Source organism: Pseudomonas sp. B7 (assembly GCF_016735645.1).
GTDB lineage: Bacteria > Pseudomonadota > Gammaproteobacteria > Pseudomonadales > Pseudomonadaceae > Aquipseudomonas > Aquipseudomonas glycinae.
In genome coordinates this window covers 712,784-730,026 of the sequence record NZ_JAERRE010000001.1, presented here as the reverse complement: position 1 = coordinate 730,026, position 17,243 = coordinate 712,784, and the positions used below count along the sequence as shown (strand labels likewise).

Sequence of the window (17,243 nt, the reverse complement as noted above, 5' to 3'; positions counted from 1 at the left end):
TTTATGGAGCCGGTTGAGCGGGCCCTTTGTACTTCGAATGCCTGACGGCTCCTGCTGTGTTGGCGCAACAGGCATTCGTCGAAGGAGTGTAGAGCATGAGTCGTGCCAGACCAGTCGATAGGCGTTAATGCATTGATTTATAACGTTATTAAAGTTTTGTGATGGTGTTTTTCCATGAATCTGATCCGGTTAACCGAATTGACCGTCAGGTCGCGTTCGGAAAACCGAACGTCTTCGCTGCGCCTTGTTTCAGCCTGAATGCAAAAAGCCCCTGAATCTCTCGATTCAGGGGCTTTTTGTTCAACGACGAACGGATCAGGCCGCTTCGATCTTGCTGCGGTTCTGCTCGACCTTGGTCAGGTACGCCGCCAGTCTTTCTTGCTCGGCTGGCGTGGTGAACAGGCCCAGTTTGCTGCGACGCCACAGAATGTCACGCGCGGTGGTGGCCCACTCTTCAGTGCACAGGTAATCGACTTCACGGGTGTAGAGCCCGCCGCCGATGTGTTCGCCCAAGTCGGCCAGGGTGTCGACGCCTTCGAGCATGCGCCAGGTGCGGCTGCCGTAGGTGGTGGCCCAGCGGCGGGCAATTTCGGTCGGTACCCAGTCGAACTTGTCGCGGATCAGCGCGCTCAGGGCCTGTGGCGTAGTCATGTCTTCGCCGCCGGGCAGGGTGGCGGTGGCGGTCCAGCTCGGGCGCATCTGGGTGAAGAACGGCATCAGCTGCGCCATCGCCGACTCCGCAAGCTTGCGGTAGGTGGTCAGCTTGCCGCCGAACACCGACAGCAGCGGCGCCTCCTCGGTGCTGCCGGACAACGCCAGGGTGTAGTCGCGGGTCACGGCCGAGGGGTTGTCGGATTCGTCATTGCACAGCGGGCGCACGCCCGAGTAGGTGTGCAGGATGTCGCCACGGCTGATCTGCTTCTTGAAATGGGCATTGACCACTTTGAGCAGGTAATCGGTTTCGCCGTCGGTGATCGCCACTTTGGCCGGATCGCCGGTGTACTCGCGGTCGGTGGTGCCGATCAGGGTCAGGTTGTTCAGGTACGGGATGGTGAAAACGATGCGCTGATCTTCGTTTTGCAGAATGTGCGCGTGATCGCCTTCGTACAGCTTCGGCACGATGATGTGGCTGCCCTGGATCAGACGGATGCCGTACGGCGATTCCATCTTCAGGTCGTCACGGATGAACTTGGCGACCCACGGGCCGGCAGCGTTCACCAGCGCTTTGGCGGTGATCGAAAACAGGCTGCCGTCGGCACGCTCCAGGTTCAGGTGCCAAAGACCCTTGGCGCGGCGGGCGCTGACACAACGGGTCTGGGTGTGAATATGCGCGCCTTTTTCACGGGCGGCCATGGCGTTCAGCACCACGAGGCGGGCGTCGTCGACCCAGCAATCGGAGTATTCGAAGCCTTTGCTGATTTCGCTTTTCAGTGCGCTGTCGGCGCCGAATTTCAGGCTTTTCGAGCCAGCCAGTTTTTCGCGCTTGCCGAGGTGGTCATAGAGGAACAGACCCGCGCGGATCATCCATGCCGGACGCAGGTGCGGACGGTGCGGCAGCACGAAACGCATTGGCTTGACGATGTGCGGGGCTTTGGCCAGTAGCACTTCGCGTTCGGCCAATGCTTCGCGCACCAGACGGAATTCGTAATGTTCGAGGTAGCGCAGGCCACCGTGGATCAACTTGCTGCTGGCTGACGAAGTGTGGCTGGCCAGGTCGTCCTTTTCGCAAAGGAACACCGAAAGACCGCGACCGGCGGCATCCGCTGCGATCCCAACGCCATTGATCCCGCCGCCGATGACAGCGATGTCGTAGATCTCGGAGATAGGGGGCGTACGCAAGGTAGATGTGGACATCGGCTGGCCTCGGGCTCTTTTGATTTTCTGTCTTGGAAATCGAACATGAATGTTCATTTGCGAAAATGGTAGCCCATAAAGACGCGCACAGCCAGTCGACTTCGATTGAAAAAACTCATCGAAGGGCCGAGAAAGGAAAATATTCGAACATCAGATGCGCATAGGGCGCCGGTGCAGGCGCCTTATGCGGAGGAGAGGGTTAAACGACTTCCAGGCGAATCTTGTGCTGGCTCAGCAGTTGCGCCAGGGCTGGCACCGGCTGCTGATCGGTCACCAGGCAATCGATCAGGCTGATCGGGCCGAGGCGGATCATCGCGTTACGGCCGAACTTGCTGGAGTCCGCCGCCAGGATCACCTGCCGGGCATTGGCGATGATCGCCTGGGACACCCGCACTTCCTGGTAATCGAAGTCGAGCAGGCTGCCGTCTTCGTCGATGCCGCTGATGCCCACCAGCGCAAAGTCGACCTTGAACTGATTGATGAAGTCCACGCTCGCCTGGCCCACCACGCCGCCATCGCGACGCACATTGCCGCCGGTCAGCAGCACATCGAAATCATCCTTGGCACTGAGCATCGAGGCGACGTGCAGGTTGTTGGTGATGATCTTCAGATGGCTGTGATTGAGCAGGGCGCGGGCAATCGATTCGGTCGTCGTGCCGATATTGATGAACAGCGAGGCGTGGTCGGGGATCTGCGCGGCGATGGCTTCGCCGATGCGTTGCTTTTCATCGCGCATCTGATCGGCGCGCATCGCGTAGGCAGTGTTTTCGACGCTGGAATCATAGGCGGCGCCGCCGTGGTAGCGACGCAGCAGATTGGCTTCCGCCAGTTGATTGATATCGCGGCGGATGGTTTGCGGGGTAACAACGAACAGCGTGGCCATTTCCTCGATGCTCACATAGCCGCGTTCGCGGACCAGTTCGAGGATTTGCTGCTGACGGGGAGGCAGATTCATGGGGCTTCCTTTGGGCTGCCGTGCAAAATTTGCCCATGATGCCGCAGGAATCCGCTCCCTACCAGTTACATACGGATACGAGTACTCAGGTTGGCTTATTCAGCGTCTTCACGCGCCCAGTCACGGGTACGGCTGACAGCTTTTTTCCAGCCTTTATACAGCTTCTCTTTCTCGACTTCGTCCAGGCTCGGTTCGAATTCGCGCTCGATCACGGCCTTGCCGCGCAGTTCTTCCAGGCTGCCCCAGAAACCGCACGCCAGACCGGCCAGATAAGCTGCGCCCAGTGCCGTGGTTTCGCGCATTTTCGGACGCTCGACCTGAGTGCCGAGAATGTCGGCCTGGAACTGCATCAGGAAGTTGTTCGCCACCGCACCGCCGTCCACGCGCAGAGCCTTGAGGCGTTCGCCGGAGTCCTGTTGCATGGCGTCGAGGACGTCGCGGGTCTGATAGGCAATCGATTCCAGAGCAGCGCGGATGATGTGATCCACGCGCACGCCACGGGTCAGGCCGAACAGGGCGCCACGGGCATACGGATCCCAGTAGGGCGCACCGAGGCCGGTGAAGGCTGGCACCAGATACACGCCGTTGCTGTCCTTCACTTTATTGGCGAAGTATTCGGTGTCGTGGGCGTCGTTGACGATCTTCAGTTCATCGCGCAGCCACTGCACGGTCGAACCGCCGTTGAACACGGCACCTTCCAGGGCGTAGGCCACTTCGCCGCGCGGGCCGCAGGCGATGGTGGTGAGCATGCCGTGCTGGGATTTCACCGCTTTGTCGCCGGTGTTCATCAGCAGGAAGCAACCGGTGCCGTAAGTGTTTTTTGCCTGGCCCGGCTCGACGCACATCTGGCCGAACAGCGCAGCCTGCTGGTCGCCGGCGATACCGCCGATGGCGATGCCGCTTTTGGTACGGCCGTAGATTTCCGAAGAGGCTTTGACTTCCGGCAGCATCTCGCGCGGGATGTCGAGGATCTCCAGCATCTTCGCGTCCCACTCCAGGGTGTGGATGTTGAAGAGCATGGTGCGCGAGGCGTTGGTGTAGTCGGTGACGTGGACTTTACCGCCAGTGAATTTCCAGATCAGCCAGCTGTCGACGGTGCCGAACAGCAGTTCGCCGTTGCGCGCGCGCTCACGGCTGCCTTCGACGTTGTCGAGGATCCACTTCAGTTTGGTGCCGGAGAAGTACGGGTCGGTGACCAGTCCCGTAGTGTCGCGGATGTAGTCTTCATGACCGTCGCGCTTGAGCTGCTGGCAGATCTCGGTGCTGCGCCGGCATTGCCAGACGATCGCGTTGTACACCGGGCGGCCGGTGGTCTTGTCCCAGACCACGGTGGTTTCGCGCTGGTTGGTGATGCCGATGGCGGCGACCTGGTCATGGTGCAGGCCGGCCTGGGCCAGCGCTTCGACCATCACCGCGCTCTGGGTGGCGAAGATTTCCATCGGGTCGTGTTCGACCCAACCGGCTTGCGGGTAGTGCTGGGCGAATTCGCGTTGTGCGGTGCAGACCACGTTCGCGTCGCGGTCGAAAATGATCGCGCGGGAGCTGGTCGTACCCTGATCGAGGGCAATGATGTAGTTCTTATTCTCAATGTCGGTCATGTCGATTGCCTTGGACGAAATAAGGGAGAGTGGGCCGTGGCGCGGTCTCTATCAGGGCAGGAGTCCGCGCCGACTGTTTCAAGAAGTTCTTGGTTTGCCGTCAATGGCCGGTTCTGCATCCTTTGTAGCAGGTGTGGCGCCGGTCAGGTGACGGGCAATCAGCCCGCGATACCCGGCAGCGCCGAGGCAGGCACCGACAATCGGTGCAAAAATCGGAATCAGGAAGTACGGGATTTCACGTGCGCCGGTGAAGGAAATTTCACCCCAGCCGGCGAAGAAAGTCATCAGTTTCGGGCCGAAGTCCCGGGCCGGGTTCATCGCGAAACCGGTCAGCGGGCCCATCGAGCTGCCAATCACGGCAATCAGCAGACCGATCAGCAGTGGCGCCAGCGGGCCTTTCGGCAGGCCGTTGTTGTCGTCGGTCAGGGACATGATCACGCCCATCAGAATCGCAGTGATGATCACCTCGACCAAGAACGCTTGCGCAGTCGACAGCGCAGGGTTCGGGAAGGTGGAGAACACCGATGCCAGTTCGAGGCTGGCTTCAGTGCCGCGAACCATATGGTGAGTTTGTTCGTAATCGAAGAACAGGTTGCTGTACAGCGTGTAGACCAACAGCGCGCCGCAGAAGGCGCCGGCGACCTGGGCCAGAATGTAGAACGGCAGTTTGCGCTTTTCGAAGTCGGCGAAAATGCTCAGGGCGATACTGACGGCAGGGTTCAGGTGCGCGCCGGAAACGCCGGCGGTGAGGTAGATCGCCATGCTGACGCCGACGCCCCAGATGATGCTGATTTCCCAGAGACCGAAGCTGGCGCCCGCGACCTTGAGCGCGGCGACACAACCCGTGCCGAAAAAGATCAGGAGTGCAGTACCCAGAAACTCGGCCAGGCACTGGCTCGAGAGCGAAGGTTGCTGTAACGCAGTTGTCATTGAAAACCTCGGTTTTTGTTGTTGTCTGGCGCGTTGCCGACAGGGCAAGGCGCGATTTTCGCCGAGGCAGGATCCCCATCCTGTTCCCGGTTTACTGCTGGGTGCTGCGATGACCATAATTCTTACATTATTCAGATTCGAAAAAATATAGACAAGAAACAAACCTGTCAAAGGTCGAAAGTGAACCACCAGTCACAAATAAACTATCAGTCATGTGAATGATCCTGCGGATCACCCGGCCTGCCCGGCTGTTATCCGCCCGCAAACCCCGGGAAACGTGGCGCGTGGTAGAGCCTTTTGCCCAGCGATGGCCTAAAATCCGCCGCAGGATTTTTTGCCACTGCCGAGCCCGGAGCTGCCATGACCCCTGCGTTGGACTTGTTGAAAAAAGTTCGTGCCGAACATCACGTGCACAGTTACGAACATGACCCGAAGGCCGCGTCATATGGCCTGGAGGCCGCGGAGAAACTGGGGCTCGATCCGGCGCAGGTATTCAAGACGCTGCTGGCGGCCAGCGAGAAGGGTGAGTTGCTGGTGGCAGTGGTGCCGGTCGTCGGAAGTCTCGACCTCAAGGGGCTCGCCCACGCCGCCGGCGTGAAAAAAGTCGAGATGGCCGACCCGGCCGCCGCGCAACGCTCCACCGGTTATCTGTTGGGCGGCATCAGTCCGCTGGGGCAGAAAAAACGCCTGCGTACCTTCATCGATAATTCGGCCCAGCCTTTTGCGACCATTTATGTCAGTGCCGGCCGGCGAGGGCTGGAAGTGGAACTGGCGCCGGCAGTATTGGCAGAACACACCCAGGCGAAATTTGCCGACATCGGTCGCCCTTGACGTCTGTATGAAGAAAATTGGCCGGCACTGTCACTGGCGCTGATCCGGCCGGCGCTGCATGCTCGTTCGACTGACACAGGGAGAAGGTTATGCAGCTCGAGTTTCATCAGGTCGACGCGTTCAGTGATCGGCCCTTCAGCGGTAATCCGGCAATGGTCTATCGGCTCGACGCGTGGCTCGCGGACGAACTGATGCAGAAGATCGCCGCCGAGCACAATCTGGCGGAAACCGCGTTTCTGGTGCGCGAGGGGCAGGTGTGGCACATCCGCTGGTTCACGCCGACCACCGAAGTGCCGCTGTGTGGTCACGCGACCCTGGCCAGCGCCTACGTGCTGTTCGAGATCTATAAGGAAACGGCCGAGCGTCTGGACTTCACCTGCAAGTCCGGGCCGTTGAGCGTCAGCCGCGAAGGCGACAGGCTGTGGCTCGATTTCCCGGCCATCGAAGCGGTGGAGAAAGGCGTCACCCTGGAGATCGAGCGGGCGCTGAATGTTCAGGCGGTGGACGTCCTGAGTTCCAACGAACTATTTGTGGTGCTGGAGTCCGAGCAGGCGGTGCTCGATTGCACGCCGGACATGATCGCCCTCGCCAAGCTGCCGTGGCTGGGCGCGATCGTCACCGCGCGGGGCAATCAGCATGATTTTGTCTCGCGCTATTTCGCCCCGGCGATCGGTATCAATGAAGACCCGGTCACCGGCTCGACCCATTGCAGCCTGATTCCGTACTGGTCGAAACGTCTGGGCAAATCCAGCCTGACCGCGTGCCAGCGTTCGGCGCGGGGCGGTGAACTGTTCTGTCGGCTGGAGGGCGAGCGAGTGAAGATCGGTGGGAATGCGACGCTGGTGGCCAGCGGCACATTGATGCTGGGCTGAGAGCAAAAAAACAAGGGAGCCATCAGGCTCCCTCATTGTTTGGGTGCAGATCAGTGCGCAGTACTGTAACGGCGGACGCCGTTTTCCACCGCCGGAATCTGCGCCGCCGTGCTGCCGGAGGCCTGGAACAACACCAGATGTTCCGCTGCCACTCGAATCCCGACATCCGCACCCACCTGATGGTCGGCATGGCTTGGGAAGATCGATTCCAGCTGCGCACCGGTCGGCAGTTGCAGGCGATACAGGGTCGAGGCGCCGAGGAACGTCTTGCCGACGATCCGCGCTTTCAACCCGCTGTCCGGCGCGTAAACGATGTCGTCCGGCCGCAGCAGCACATCCACTGCGCCACCGACCGGCCAGGTGTAGGCGCGATTGCCGCGCAATTCGCCGAGTTCGGTCTGCACCGATTCCGGGCTGCCGAGCTGGCCGCGAATGAAGTAACCCTGACCGATGAAGCTTGCGACAAATGGCGTCGCCGGCTCGTGATAGAGGTTGTACGGCGTGTCCCACTGTTCCAGCCGGCCTTCCTTGAACACGCCGACGTGATCGCTGACGGCGAAGGCTTCTTCCTGGTCGTGAGTCACCAGAATCGCGCTGGTGCCACGGGCCTTGAGGATGTCGCGCACTTCATGGCTGAGCTTGCGGCGCAACTCGCCATCGAGGTTGGAGAACGGCTCGTCGAGCAGCAACAGCTGCGGCTCCGGTGCCAGGGCGCGGGCGAGAGCGACACGTTGTTGCTGGCCGCCGGACAGCTCATGGGGGAAGCGCTTGCCGAGGTTCTTCAGGTTGACCAGTTCCAGCAGCTCTTCGGTGACGCGCTCCTTGTTCGGGTGCTTGCGGATACCGAAGGCGATATTGTCCGCGACACTCAGGTGCGGGAACAGCGCGTAGTCCTGGAACACCATGCCGATCCGGCGCTTTTCCGGAGCGAGGGTGAAACCGGCGCTGGAGATCACTTCACCGCCGAGAGAGATTTCCCCTTCGTGCACCGGCTCAAAACCGGCAATCGCGCGCAGGGTGGTGGTCTTGCCACAGCCGGACGAGCCGAGCAGGCAACCAATGTCACCGGCGTTGAGGTGCAGGTTGAGGTTCTGCACCACACGTTGATCTTGATAGCCGCAAGCGAGGTTGCGCAGGTTCAGCAGTAATTCATGACTCATGCGTGGTGATATGCCGGTTCGACGAGGAACTCGAGCAGGGCCTTCTGTGCGTGGAGACGGTTTTCTGCCTGATCCCAGGCGACGGAGCGCGGATCATCGAGCAGGTCGAGGCTGATTTCCTCACCGCGGTGAGCGGGCAGGCAGTGCATGAATAGCACGTCATCGGCAGCCAGGTCGAGCAGGGCGCGGTTGACCTGAAACGGCGCGAACAGTTTGAGGCGCTTGGCGGTTTCCTCTTCCTGCCCCATGGAGGTCCAGACGTCGGTGCTCACCAGATGCGCGCCGCGCACGGCGTCTTTCGGGTCGCGGACGATGGTCACGCGGTCACCGGCCTTGGCCACGAATTCAGGGTTTGGCTCATAGCCTTCCGGGCAGGCCACGCGCAACTGGAAGTCGAACTGGATCGCCGCTTCTATATAGCTGTTGCACATGTTGTTGCCGTCGCCGATCCAGGCCACGGTCTTGCCCTGGATGGAGCCGCGGTGTTCGAGGAAGGTCTGCATGTCGGCCAGCAACTGACACGGATGCAGGTCATCGGACAGGCCGTTGATCACCGGCACGCGGGAGTTGGCAGCGAATTCGGTCAGGGTGCTGTGGGCAAAGGTACGGATCATCACTGCGTCGAGCATGCTCGACATGACGATGGCGCAGTCGCCGATCGGCTCGCCACGACCCAGTTGGGTGTCGCGCGGCGACAGGAAGATCGCCTGGCCGCCGAGCTGGATCATGCCGGCCTCGAAGGAGATCCGGGTACGGGTCGAGGATTTCTCGAAGATCATCCCCAGGACGCGGTTTTTCAGAGGCTCGAACAGTACGCCGCGGTTACGCAGGTCCTTGAGCTCAACGCCTCGACGGATCACGCTGACCAGCTCTTCGGGCGTGCAATCCATCAGGGAGAGAAAGTGCCTTGCGCTCATCATTGACTACCTTTTTGCTACAAACCGCAGATGCTCAAAGCCTTGTTTATCGGAACAACGGGCGAGACCTGCGGCGTAAGCCGCACGGGGGCGACGAAATAGGGGAAGGCGCGATATTGACACTAAATGTCGCGTTTTTCCAATAGGCTACGGTTTTTGCAGAAATGCGCCGGGGTTGGAACAGTGCGAACACTGTGATTTCCGGTAAGTTTTCGAGAGGGCAGCAAGGCATTTGTACACTGGCCCCACCGGGCTTGGCAATCAGGCGCGGCGGGGATGGCACGGCTCTGGTCGGTTTGCGACCGGTGAACCACCGATTCGCTTGGTCGGATGCGCAGGTTGAAACATTTGCTAAAGCAAAGTGCTGGGTTATAAATAAATCACGAGCGACGCAGGAAGCCTCCGCATGGAATCGAAAGAAAAACTGTTAATGGAACTGCTGGGCCACACGGCACGCTCATTGACCCACCTCACCGCCTCGATGACTTCGATGTCCTTCGAACTGCTGCGCAGCGAAGACGACGTGGTCAAGGCCGCCAGCCGGCAGATGATCGACCGCATGGCGACCATCAGCGCCGGGCTCGACGAGCATTGGCGACTGATCGGCGAACTCACCGGCGTCCACGTCGCCCACGAGCAGATCGAGACCATCCAGGAAATCCAGCTGGCCGCGCCGCCACAGCTTCCGGCGAACTGACGCGTCTATCGGCGGGCCTGATGGCCGCCGATTCACAAGACGAACGTCGCTGGCGCTGCACCGGGTCGCGGGCCATAGTTTTGTTCCCGCAGGCGTGATTGCCTGCCCAGAACAAGACAGAGACTGGCCATGACCAAGACTCTCCACCACCGTGCCTGCCACCTGTGTGAAGCCATCTGCGGCTTGACCATCGAAACCACCGAAACCGACGGCCAGGTGCAGATCACCTCGATCAAGGGCGATGCCCTGGACACGTTCAGTCGTGGGCACATCTGCCCCAAGGCCGTCGCGCTGCAAGATATCCAGAACGATCCGGATCGCCTGCGTCAGCCGATGCGCCGGGTCGGCAGCGAATGGCTGCCCATCGAGTGGGACGAGGCGGTCGAGCTGGTCGCCGAAAAACTCTCGGCGATTCAGGAGCGTCATGGGCAGAACGCGGTCGCCGTGTATCAGGGCAACCCCAGCGTGCACAACTACGGGTTGATGACCCACAGCAATTACTTCCTCGGCCTGTTGAAAACCCGCAACCGCTATTCGGCGACGTCGGTCGATCAACTGCCCCATCACCTGACCAGCTACCTGATGTACGGCCACGGCCTGCTGCTGCCGATCCCGGACATCGATCACACCGATTTCATGCTGATCCTGGGCGGTAATCCACTGGCCTCCAACGGCAGCATCATGACTGTGCCGGATGTCGAGAAGCGTCTGAAAGCGATCCAGGCCCGAGGCGGCAAAGTGGTGGTGGTCGATCCACGGCGCAGCGAGACGGCGGCGATGGCCGATCAGCATCTGTTCGTGCGCCCCGGCGGCGATGCGGCGTTGTTGTTTGGTGTGCTCAATACGTTGTTCAGCGAAGGACTGACGTCTGACAGTCATTTGCCGGTGGACGGTCTGGACGACGTGCGCGCGGCGGTGGCGGGATTCACCGCTGAAGCCATGAGCCCGTTGTGCGCCGTTCCCTCCGAACAGATCCGCCAACTGGCCCGGGACTTCGCCGCCGCGCCAAGCGCCGTTTGCTACGGTCGGATGGGGGTTTCCACTCAAGCCTTCGGCACGCTGTGTCATTGGGTTGTGCAGTTGATCAATCTGGTCACCGGCAACCTGGACCGCGTCGGTGGTGCCTTGTGTACCGAGCCGGCGGTGGATCTGGTCGCCTCGACTTCAGGCGGGCACTTCAATAAATGGCAGAGCCGCGTGTCCGGACGTCCCGAGTACGGCGGTGAGCTGCCGGTCTCGGCGCTGGCTGAAGAAATGCTCACCGAAGGCGAGGGGCAGATTCGCGCGTTGATTACAGTGGCTGGCAATCCGGTGTTGTCCACGCCCAATGGCCGGCAACTGGAGCAGGCGCTGGACGGGCTGGAGTTCATGGTCAGCGTCGACCTGTACATCAACGAAACCACGCGCTATGCCGACCTGATCCTGCCGTCGACTTCGGCGCTGGAGAACGATCACTACGACACCACTTTCAATCTGTTTGCGGTGCGCAACGTCACTCGATTCAACCGGGCAATCCTCGCCAAACCCGAAGGGGCGCTGCACGACTGGGAAATCTTCGTCGGCCTGGCCAAGGCCTTCGCCGCGAAGACCGGCAAGGAGCTGAAACCGACGATGCCGCCGTCGAAGATGATCGACACGGGATTGCGCATGGGCGCCTATGGCGATGCGTCCGAGCATAAATTGTCGCTGGCGACGCTGTTCGATCATCCGCACGGTGTTGACCTGGGAGCGCTGAAACCCAACCTGACACCGCGATTGAAGACCTTCAATCAACGAGTTCAGGCGGCGCCGCCGGAAATCCTCGCCGACCTGGCGCGCTTCGCCGCGTTGCAGGCGCCGGCCGCCGATGAGCTGTTGATGATTGGTCGCCGTCATGTACGCAGCAACAATTCGTGGATGCACAATTACCACCGGTTGGTGAAGGGCAAGCCGCGTCATCAGTTGTTGATGAATCCGGACGATCTCGCCAGTCGCGGGCTCAGTGATGGTCAGCTTGTCCGGGTCAGTTCGCGGGTCGGGCAGATCGAGGTCGAGGTGCTGGGCAGCGCGGACATGATGAAGGGCGTGGTCAGTCTGCCGCACGGATGGGGCCATGCCCGGCCGGGTGTGCAGATGTCGATCGCCAGCGGTCAGCCGGGCTCCAGCGCCAATGACCTGACCGATGAATGCCAGCTCGACGAGCTGTCAGGCAATGCGGCGCTCAATGGCGTGCCGGTGAAGGTGGCGGCGGCTTGAGCAAGTCTGTCGGGGAGACCGAGCAGGGCGCTCGGGATTCCGTTACAATGCGCCACCGTGCCGACCCATGAGTCGGAAAGTTCAGCCGAGGTGCTCCATGGATATCATCGAAACGATTAAAGAGCAGATTGCCAACAACACCATTCTGCTTTACATGAAAGGCTCGCCGAATGCCCCCCAGTGTGGCTTCTCCGCGAAAGCTGCGCAGGCTGTGATGGGCTGCGGCGAGAAGTTCGCCTACGTCGACATCCTGCAGAACCCGGAAATCCGCGCCAACCTGCCGAAGTACGCCAACTGGCCGACTTTCCCGCAGCTGTGGGTAGCCGGTGAACTGGTCGGCGGCAGCGACATCATGGCTGAAATGTTTGCCAACGGTGAGCTGCAGACCCTGGTCAAGGAAGCATCCGCCAAGGCTGCTGCGGCCAAGTCCCAAGCCTGATTGGCTTCTGCCCGGATTTCGGCGAGCTGAAGTCCGGGCAATAAAAAGCCCCGCCTCTCGAAAGAGGGCGGGGCTTTTTAGTGTCGCGAGTTTAGCGCTGGCTAATTACTCGTCTTCGCCCATCTGCGATTGCAGATAGTTCTCAAGACCGACTTTATCGATCAGGCCCAGTTGGGTTTCCAGCCAGTCGATGTGTTCTTCTTCGGATTCGAGGATGTCTTCGAGCAATTCACGGCTGCCGAAGTCACCCACCGATTCGCAATGCGCGATGGCGGCTTTCAGGTCAGCGTGGCCGGTCTTCTCGATACGCAGGTCGCACTCCAGCATTTCCTTGGTGTGCTCGCCGATGTGCAGCTTGCCCAGGTCCTGCACGTTCGGCAGGCCTTCGAGGAACAGGATGCGCTTGATCAGCTTGTCCGCGTGCTTCATCTCGTCGATGGATTCGTGATACTCGTGCTTGCCGAGCTTGTTCAGGCCCCAATCTTCATACATGCGCGCATGCAGGAAGTACTGATTGATCGCGACCAGCTCATTGGCAAGGATCTTGTTGAGATGCTGGATGACTGTTACGTCGCCTTTCATGATGGGAGTCCTGCCCTAAGTAACGGTATATAAGGCAGAGTTTGAGCTTGGTATTTATAAGTGTCAAACCTAAGTTATTGAATAATAAATGAAAATTAATCTGAATAAGAATGTTTGTGTTCCGCGTCTAGACGCTAAGCAGTTGATTTTCAGGCATAAAAAAACCGGACATAAGTCCGGTTCTTCGAATTCTGGATAATTACGCGGCGGTAAATTCTGCCGGGTAGGGGATCGCAGCCTGGGCGGTTTGCAGCTTGGTCAGGGTTTCGCGGACCACTTCCTTCGCCAGGCACGCACATTTGCCGCATTGGCTGGCGACGCCGGTGGCCTGACGGACTTCTTTATAGCTGCAGCAACCTTCATAGATCGCTTCGCGGATCTGTCCGTCGGTGACGCCAGTGCAGAGGCAAACATACATAAGTGAGAACCGTCGCTGGTTGTGACTCAATTGCGATGGATCTTAATGTTAACGAGAATGATTGTCAAAGTGCTTTCCCAGTGGTTTTCATCGCCACAGCCTGTGACTGACGAACGGTGGTGCATGGCCGGATGCCAGCCGGGATTTCGCGAAAAACCTTTAAGGACAGTCGAAAAACGCAGTGTATGATGGTCGGCCCTTGCGAAGGGGGTTCGTGTCACAGGGCTGTCGCCTGAGGGTGGCAGGCTGGCCCGAACCCTGAACTTCAAGTTTCTACACCAGGAGATATCAATGAGCGTACTCGTAGGCAAACAAGCCCCTGACTTCACCGTCCCGGCCGTACTCGGCAATGGCGAGATCGTTGACAGCTTCACCCTGTCCTCGGCCATCAAAGGCAAATACGGCCTGGTGTTCTTCTACCCGCTGGACTTCACCTTTGTCTGCCCGTCCGAGCTGATCGCTCTGGACAACCGCATGGCCGACTTCAAGGCACGCAACGTTGAAGTAGTCGCCGTTTCGATCGACTCGCACTTCACCCACAACGCCTGGCGCAACACACCGGTCAACAATGGCGGCATCGGCCAGGTGAAATACACCATGGCTGCCGACATGAAGCACGAAATCGCCAAGGCCTACGACGTTGAGTCCGAAGGCGGCGTGGCTTTCCGTGGCGCGTTCCTGATCGATGACAAAGGCGTTGTCCGCTCGCAGATCATCAACGACCTGCCGCTGGGCCGTAACATGGAAGAGCTGATCCGTCTGGTCGACGCTCTGCAATTCCACGAAGAGCACGGCGAAGTCTGCCCTGCCAACTGGAAAAAAGGCGACAAAGGCATGAACGCTTCGCCAGAAGGCGTTGCGGCTTACCTGACCGAGAACGCTGCTGCCCTGTAAGGCGCAACGTCGAGGTACAAAAAAACCGGCTCTTGAGCCGGTTTTTTCATGCGCGGGATTTAACCCGACGACCCTCAGTCGTCGAAGTCTTCCCAGCCGCCCATCTGTTTCCAGCGGTTGACGATGCCGCAGAACAGCTCGGCCGTCTTCTCGGTGTCGTAACGCGCGGAGTGCGCTTCACGGCCGTCGAAGTCGATGTCGGCTGCCTGACAGGCCTTGGCCAATACGGTTTGACCGTAGGCCAGACCCGCGAGGGTCGCAGTGTCGAAGCTGGAGAACGGGTGAAACGGATTGCGCTTCATGTCCAGCCGCGCGACGGCAGCATTGAGGAAGCCGAGGTCGAAGCTGCTGTTGTGGCCGACCAGAATCGCCCGCTTGCAGCCGTTGGCTTTCAAGGCCTTGCGCACGCCACGGAAGATGTCGGTCAGCGCTGTTTCTTCGCTGACAGCCATGCGCAACGGATGATCGAGCTTGATCCCGGTGAACTCCAGTGCCGCCGGTTCAACGTTGGCGCCTTCGAACGGCTCGACGCGGAAGAAGTAGGTGTGATCCGGATAGACGAAACCCTTTTCATCCATGGCGATGGTAGTCGCGGCAATCTCCAGCAGAGCGTCGGTGGCCGAGTTGAAGCCACCGGTTTCTACGTCGACGACAACCGGCAGGTAGCCGCGAAAGCGTGCTGCCATTGGATGACGGGAACCGCCGCCACCTTGACCGTCCAGTTCGTCGTCGAAATGGTCTTCACTCACGCGTGTTCCTCCAGCAGGCGCCAGCGCAGTTTTTCACCGGCGCGCAGCGGGATAACGGTCAGCTCGCCGAAAGGCAGGCTGGTCGGGGCGGTCCATTCATCACGAACCAGGGTGATGCGATCGGTGTTTGCCGGCAGGCCATAGAAACGCGGGCCGTTGAGGCTGGCGAACGCTTCGAGCTTGTCCAGCGCATTACGCTGTTCGAAGGCTTCGGCATACAGCTCGATGGCGGCATACGCGGTGTAGCAGCCGGCGCAGCCGCAGGCGGCTTCCTTGGCGTGCTGGGCGTGCGGCGCCGAATCGGTACCCAGGAAGAATTTCGCGCTGCCGCTGGTGGCGGCGTCGAGCAGGGCTTCCTGGTGAGTGTTGCGTTTGAGGATCGGCAGGCAATAGAAGTGCGGCCGGATCCCGCCCACCAGCATGTGGTTGCGGTTGTAGAGCAGGTGATGCGCGGTGATGGTCGCGCCGACGTTGGCCGAAGCCTCGTTGACGAACTGCACGGCATCGCCGGTGGTGATGTGTTCGAACACCACTTTCAGTGTCGGGAAACGCTCGACCACGCGGCGCATGTGCTCGTCGATGAAGATTTTTTCGCGGTCGAACACGTCGACGTCGCCACGGGTGACTTCGCCGTGGATCAACAGCGGCATGCCGGCTTCGGCCATGGCTTCCAGCACCGGGAAAATCTTGTCGATGCTGGTGACCCCGGAATCGGAGTTGGTGGTGGCGCCAGCCGGATACAGCTTGGCGGCGTGCACGAAACCGCTGGCCTTGGCCTCACGGATTTCTTCGGGCTGGGTGCGGTCGGTGAGGTACAGCACCATCAGCGGTTCGAAACGACTGCCGGCCGGGCGGGCAGCGAGAATCCGCTGGCGATAGCCGTCGGCTTCAGCGGCGTTGCGCACCGGAGGTACCAGGTTGGGCATGATGATGGCGCGACCAAAGGTGCGCGCGACATCCGCAACGGTATTGGTCAACACGGCACCATCGCGAAGATGAATGTGCCAGTCGTCGGGACGCAGCAGGGTCAGGCGGTCGGACATGAGGGGATTCCAGGCGGGTCAAACTGAGGCGAATGCTACCGGAAAAGACTCTTGCAGGCACTCGCTATCAAGTTTTGCGACGAGCGTCCGATATCCCATAGGTATGCCGTAAAGATGTATGTCTCGGTCTTTTTTGTTGTAGAAGCCAATGGAGCCTCCCGTGCGCCAGCGATATTTAGCCTTGCTCAGTGTGTTTGCCAGCCTCCCCGCGATGGCACTGACCTACCAGACCCGTCTGGAGAACATTGAGTGGACGGTCGAGGGCGACAAGTTCGAGTGCCGTCTGACGCAGCCGATCACTGATTTTGGCTCAGGGCAATTCGTGCGCAAGGCCGGCGAGCAGGCGACCTTCCGCCTGAACGCCTACAACGCCATGCTCGGCGGTGGTTCGGCGACCTTGCTGGCAGCGGCTGCGCCGTGGCAGCCGGGTCGTGGCGACATCAATCTGGGCACGGTTCGACTGGGCAGCGGCAACGTGCTGTTCAACAGTTCTCAATCCCAGGCCGGGCAGTTGATCAGCGGGCTGATGGACGGTCGCAGCCCGGTGGTGCGCCGGGCATCGGGCGATGGTCGGGTGTCGGAAGTGCGCCTGTTGCCGGTCAAGTTCAGCAAGGCGTTCAATGACTATCAGACCTGCGTGGCGAAACTGCTCCCGCAGAATTTCGATCAGGTCAAGCAATCGCAGATCGGCTTCCCCGGCGAAGGCATCGAACTGGACGCCGCCGCCAAGGCCAAGCTGCAAGTGATGCTCGAGTACATGAAGGCCGATCCGACGGTCAATCACATCGAACTCGACGGCCACTCGGACAACAGCGGCAATCGCCTGACCAATCGCGAACTGTCGCGCCGCCGCGCGCTGGCCGTGGTCGACTTCTTCAAGGCCAACGGCATCCAGGAGTCGCAGATCACCGTGCGTTTCCATGGTGAGCGTTATCCTCTGGTGCCGAACACCAATGCCGCCAACCGGGCCAAGAACCGTCGGGTCAATGTGCACCTTGCGCGGGTGGCACCGACGACTGCTCCAGCGCCTCAGGCCAGCACACCTGCCAACACTGCGGCGACTTCCTGA

17 protein-coding genes are annotated in these 17,243 nt (G+C 60.2%); 7 read left to right on the top strand and 10 right to left on the bottom strand.

Features of this window, described 5'->3' with window-relative positions:
• Positions 1–315 precede the first annotated feature (315 nt).
• The 4 genes from glpD to JKA62_RS03490 all read right to left on the bottom strand — a co-directional run bounded on the left by glpD (position 316) and on the right by JKA62_RS03490 (position 5,337).
• Positions 316–1,854 (bottom strand): glycerol-3-phosphate dehydrogenase, encoded by a 1,539-nt coding sequence (glpD, locus tag JKA62_RS03505; RefSeq protein WP_201816386.1) that lies wholly within the window; start codon positions 1,852–1,854, stop codon positions 316–318.
• Positions 1,855–2,053: 199 nt separating this feature from the next.
• Positions 2,054–2,809, bottom strand: coding sequence for a DeoR/GlpR family transcriptional regulator (locus tag JKA62_RS03500; RefSeq protein WP_007953179.1), 756 nt, complete (start codon positions 2,807–2,809; stop codon positions 2,054–2,056).
• A 95-nt stretch (positions 2,810–2,904) separates the two neighbouring features.
• Positions 2,905–4,407, bottom strand: a complete 1,503-nt coding sequence (glpK, locus tag JKA62_RS03495; protein ID WP_011335748.1) for a glycerol kinase GlpK — start codon at positions 4,405–4,407, stop codon at positions 2,905–2,907.
• Between the two features lie 78 nt (positions 4,408–4,485).
• Complete coding sequence (locus JKA62_RS03490; protein ID WP_011335747.1) at positions 4,486–5,337, bottom strand: MIP/aquaporin family protein; 852 nt, start codon at positions 5,335–5,337, stop codon at positions 4,486–4,488.
• Positions 5,338–5,697: 360 nt separating this feature from the next.
• Here JKA62_RS03490 and ybaK point away from each other — a divergent pair, with 360 nt between their 5' ends.
• Positions 5,698–6,168, top strand: coding sequence for a Cys-tRNA(Pro) deacylase (gene ybaK / locus JKA62_RS03485; RefSeq protein ID WP_011335746.1), 471 nt, complete (start codon positions 5,698–5,700; stop codon positions 6,166–6,168).
• Positions 6,169–6,257: 89 nt separating this feature from the next.
• A complete protein-coding gene (locus JKA62_RS03480) occupies positions 6,258–7,040 on the top strand; it encodes a PhzF family phenazine biosynthesis protein (RefSeq protein WP_011335745.1) in 783 nt (260 codons plus the stop codon).
• Positions 7,041–7,090: 50 nt separating this feature from the next.
• On the opposite strand, the gene JKA62_RS03475 is transcribed toward JKA62_RS03480, so the two are convergent.
• Both JKA62_RS03475 and argF read right to left on the bottom strand, forming a co-directional pair.
• Complete coding sequence (locus JKA62_RS03475; RefSeq protein ID WP_011335744.1) at positions 7,091–8,200, bottom strand: ABC transporter ATP-binding protein; 1,110 nt, start codon at positions 8,198–8,200, stop codon at positions 7,091–7,093.
• Positions 8,197–9,117, bottom strand: a complete 921-nt coding sequence (gene argF / locus JKA62_RS03470) for an ornithine carbamoyltransferase (protein ID WP_039765834.1) — start codon at positions 9,115–9,117, stop codon at positions 8,197–8,199. Before argF ends, JKA62_RS03475 begins: the two co-directional genes overlap by 4 nt.
• A gap of 406 nt (positions 9,118–9,523) precedes the next feature.
• Between argF and JKA62_RS03465 the strand changes: the two genes are divergently transcribed.
• The 3 genes from JKA62_RS03465 (at position 9,524) to grxD (ending at position 12,488) form a co-directional block, all read left to right on the top strand.
• Positions 9,524–9,814, top strand: coding sequence for a hypothetical protein (locus JKA62_RS03465; protein ID WP_007963969.1), 291 nt, complete (start codon positions 9,524–9,526; stop codon positions 9,812–9,814).
• 129 nt (positions 9,815–9,943) lie between these two features.
• Positions 9,944–12,049: a molybdopterin oxidoreductase family protein gene (locus tag JKA62_RS03460; protein WP_201816384.1), complete on the top strand. Its 2,106-nt coding sequence runs from the start codon at positions 9,944–9,946 to the stop codon at positions 12,047–12,049.
• Between the two features lie 97 nt (positions 12,050–12,146).
• The gene (gene grxD / locus JKA62_RS03455; RefSeq protein WP_011335741.1) at positions 12,147–12,488 is read left to right on the top strand and encodes a Grx4 family monothiol glutaredoxin; all 342 of its coding nucleotides are present in this window, start codon (positions 12,147–12,149) and stop codon (positions 12,486–12,488) included.
• A gap of 105 nt (positions 12,489–12,593) precedes the next feature.
• On the opposite strand, the gene bfr is transcribed toward grxD, so the two are convergent.
• Both bfr and JKA62_RS03445 read right to left on the bottom strand, forming a co-directional pair.
• Complete coding sequence (gene bfr / locus JKA62_RS03450) at positions 12,594–13,070, bottom strand: bacterioferritin (RefSeq protein ID WP_011335740.1); 477 nt, start codon at positions 13,068–13,070, stop codon at positions 12,594–12,596.
• A gap of 199 nt (positions 13,071–13,269) precedes the next feature.
• Entirely contained in the window at positions 13,270–13,488 is a 219-nt protein-coding gene (locus JKA62_RS03445) for a bacterioferritin-associated ferredoxin (protein ID WP_007953193.1), read from the bottom strand.
• Between the two features lie 291 nt (positions 13,489–13,779).
• Here JKA62_RS03445 and JKA62_RS03440 point away from each other — a divergent pair, with 291 nt between their 5' ends.
• Entirely contained in the window at positions 13,780–14,382 is a 603-nt protein-coding gene (locus JKA62_RS03440; RefSeq protein ID WP_007963972.1) for a peroxiredoxin, read from the top strand.
• Positions 14,383–14,456: 74 nt separating this feature from the next.
• Here JKA62_RS03440 and rnt read toward each other — a convergent pair whose 3' ends face one another.
• Together rnt and pyrC are read right to left on the bottom strand one after the other, a co-directional pair.
• Positions 14,457–15,131 carry a ribonuclease T gene (gene rnt / locus JKA62_RS03435; protein ID WP_011335739.1) on the bottom strand — a complete coding sequence of 225 codons (675 nt, stop codon included), beginning with the start codon at positions 15,129–15,131 and terminating at the stop codon, positions 14,457–14,459.
• Entirely contained in the window at positions 15,128–16,174 is a 1,047-nt protein-coding gene (pyrC, locus tag JKA62_RS03430) for a dihydroorotase (RefSeq protein WP_011335738.1), read from the bottom strand. The genes rnt and pyrC overlap by 4 nt, the downstream gene beginning before the upstream one ends.
• 160 nt (positions 16,175–16,334) lie before the next feature.
• On the opposite strand from pyrC, the gene JKA62_RS03425 reads away from it, so the two are divergent.
• Positions 16,335–17,243 carry a flagellar protein MotY gene (locus JKA62_RS03425; protein WP_007953200.1) on the top strand — a complete coding sequence of 303 codons (909 nt, stop codon included), beginning with the start codon at positions 16,335–16,337 and terminating at the stop codon, positions 17,241–17,243.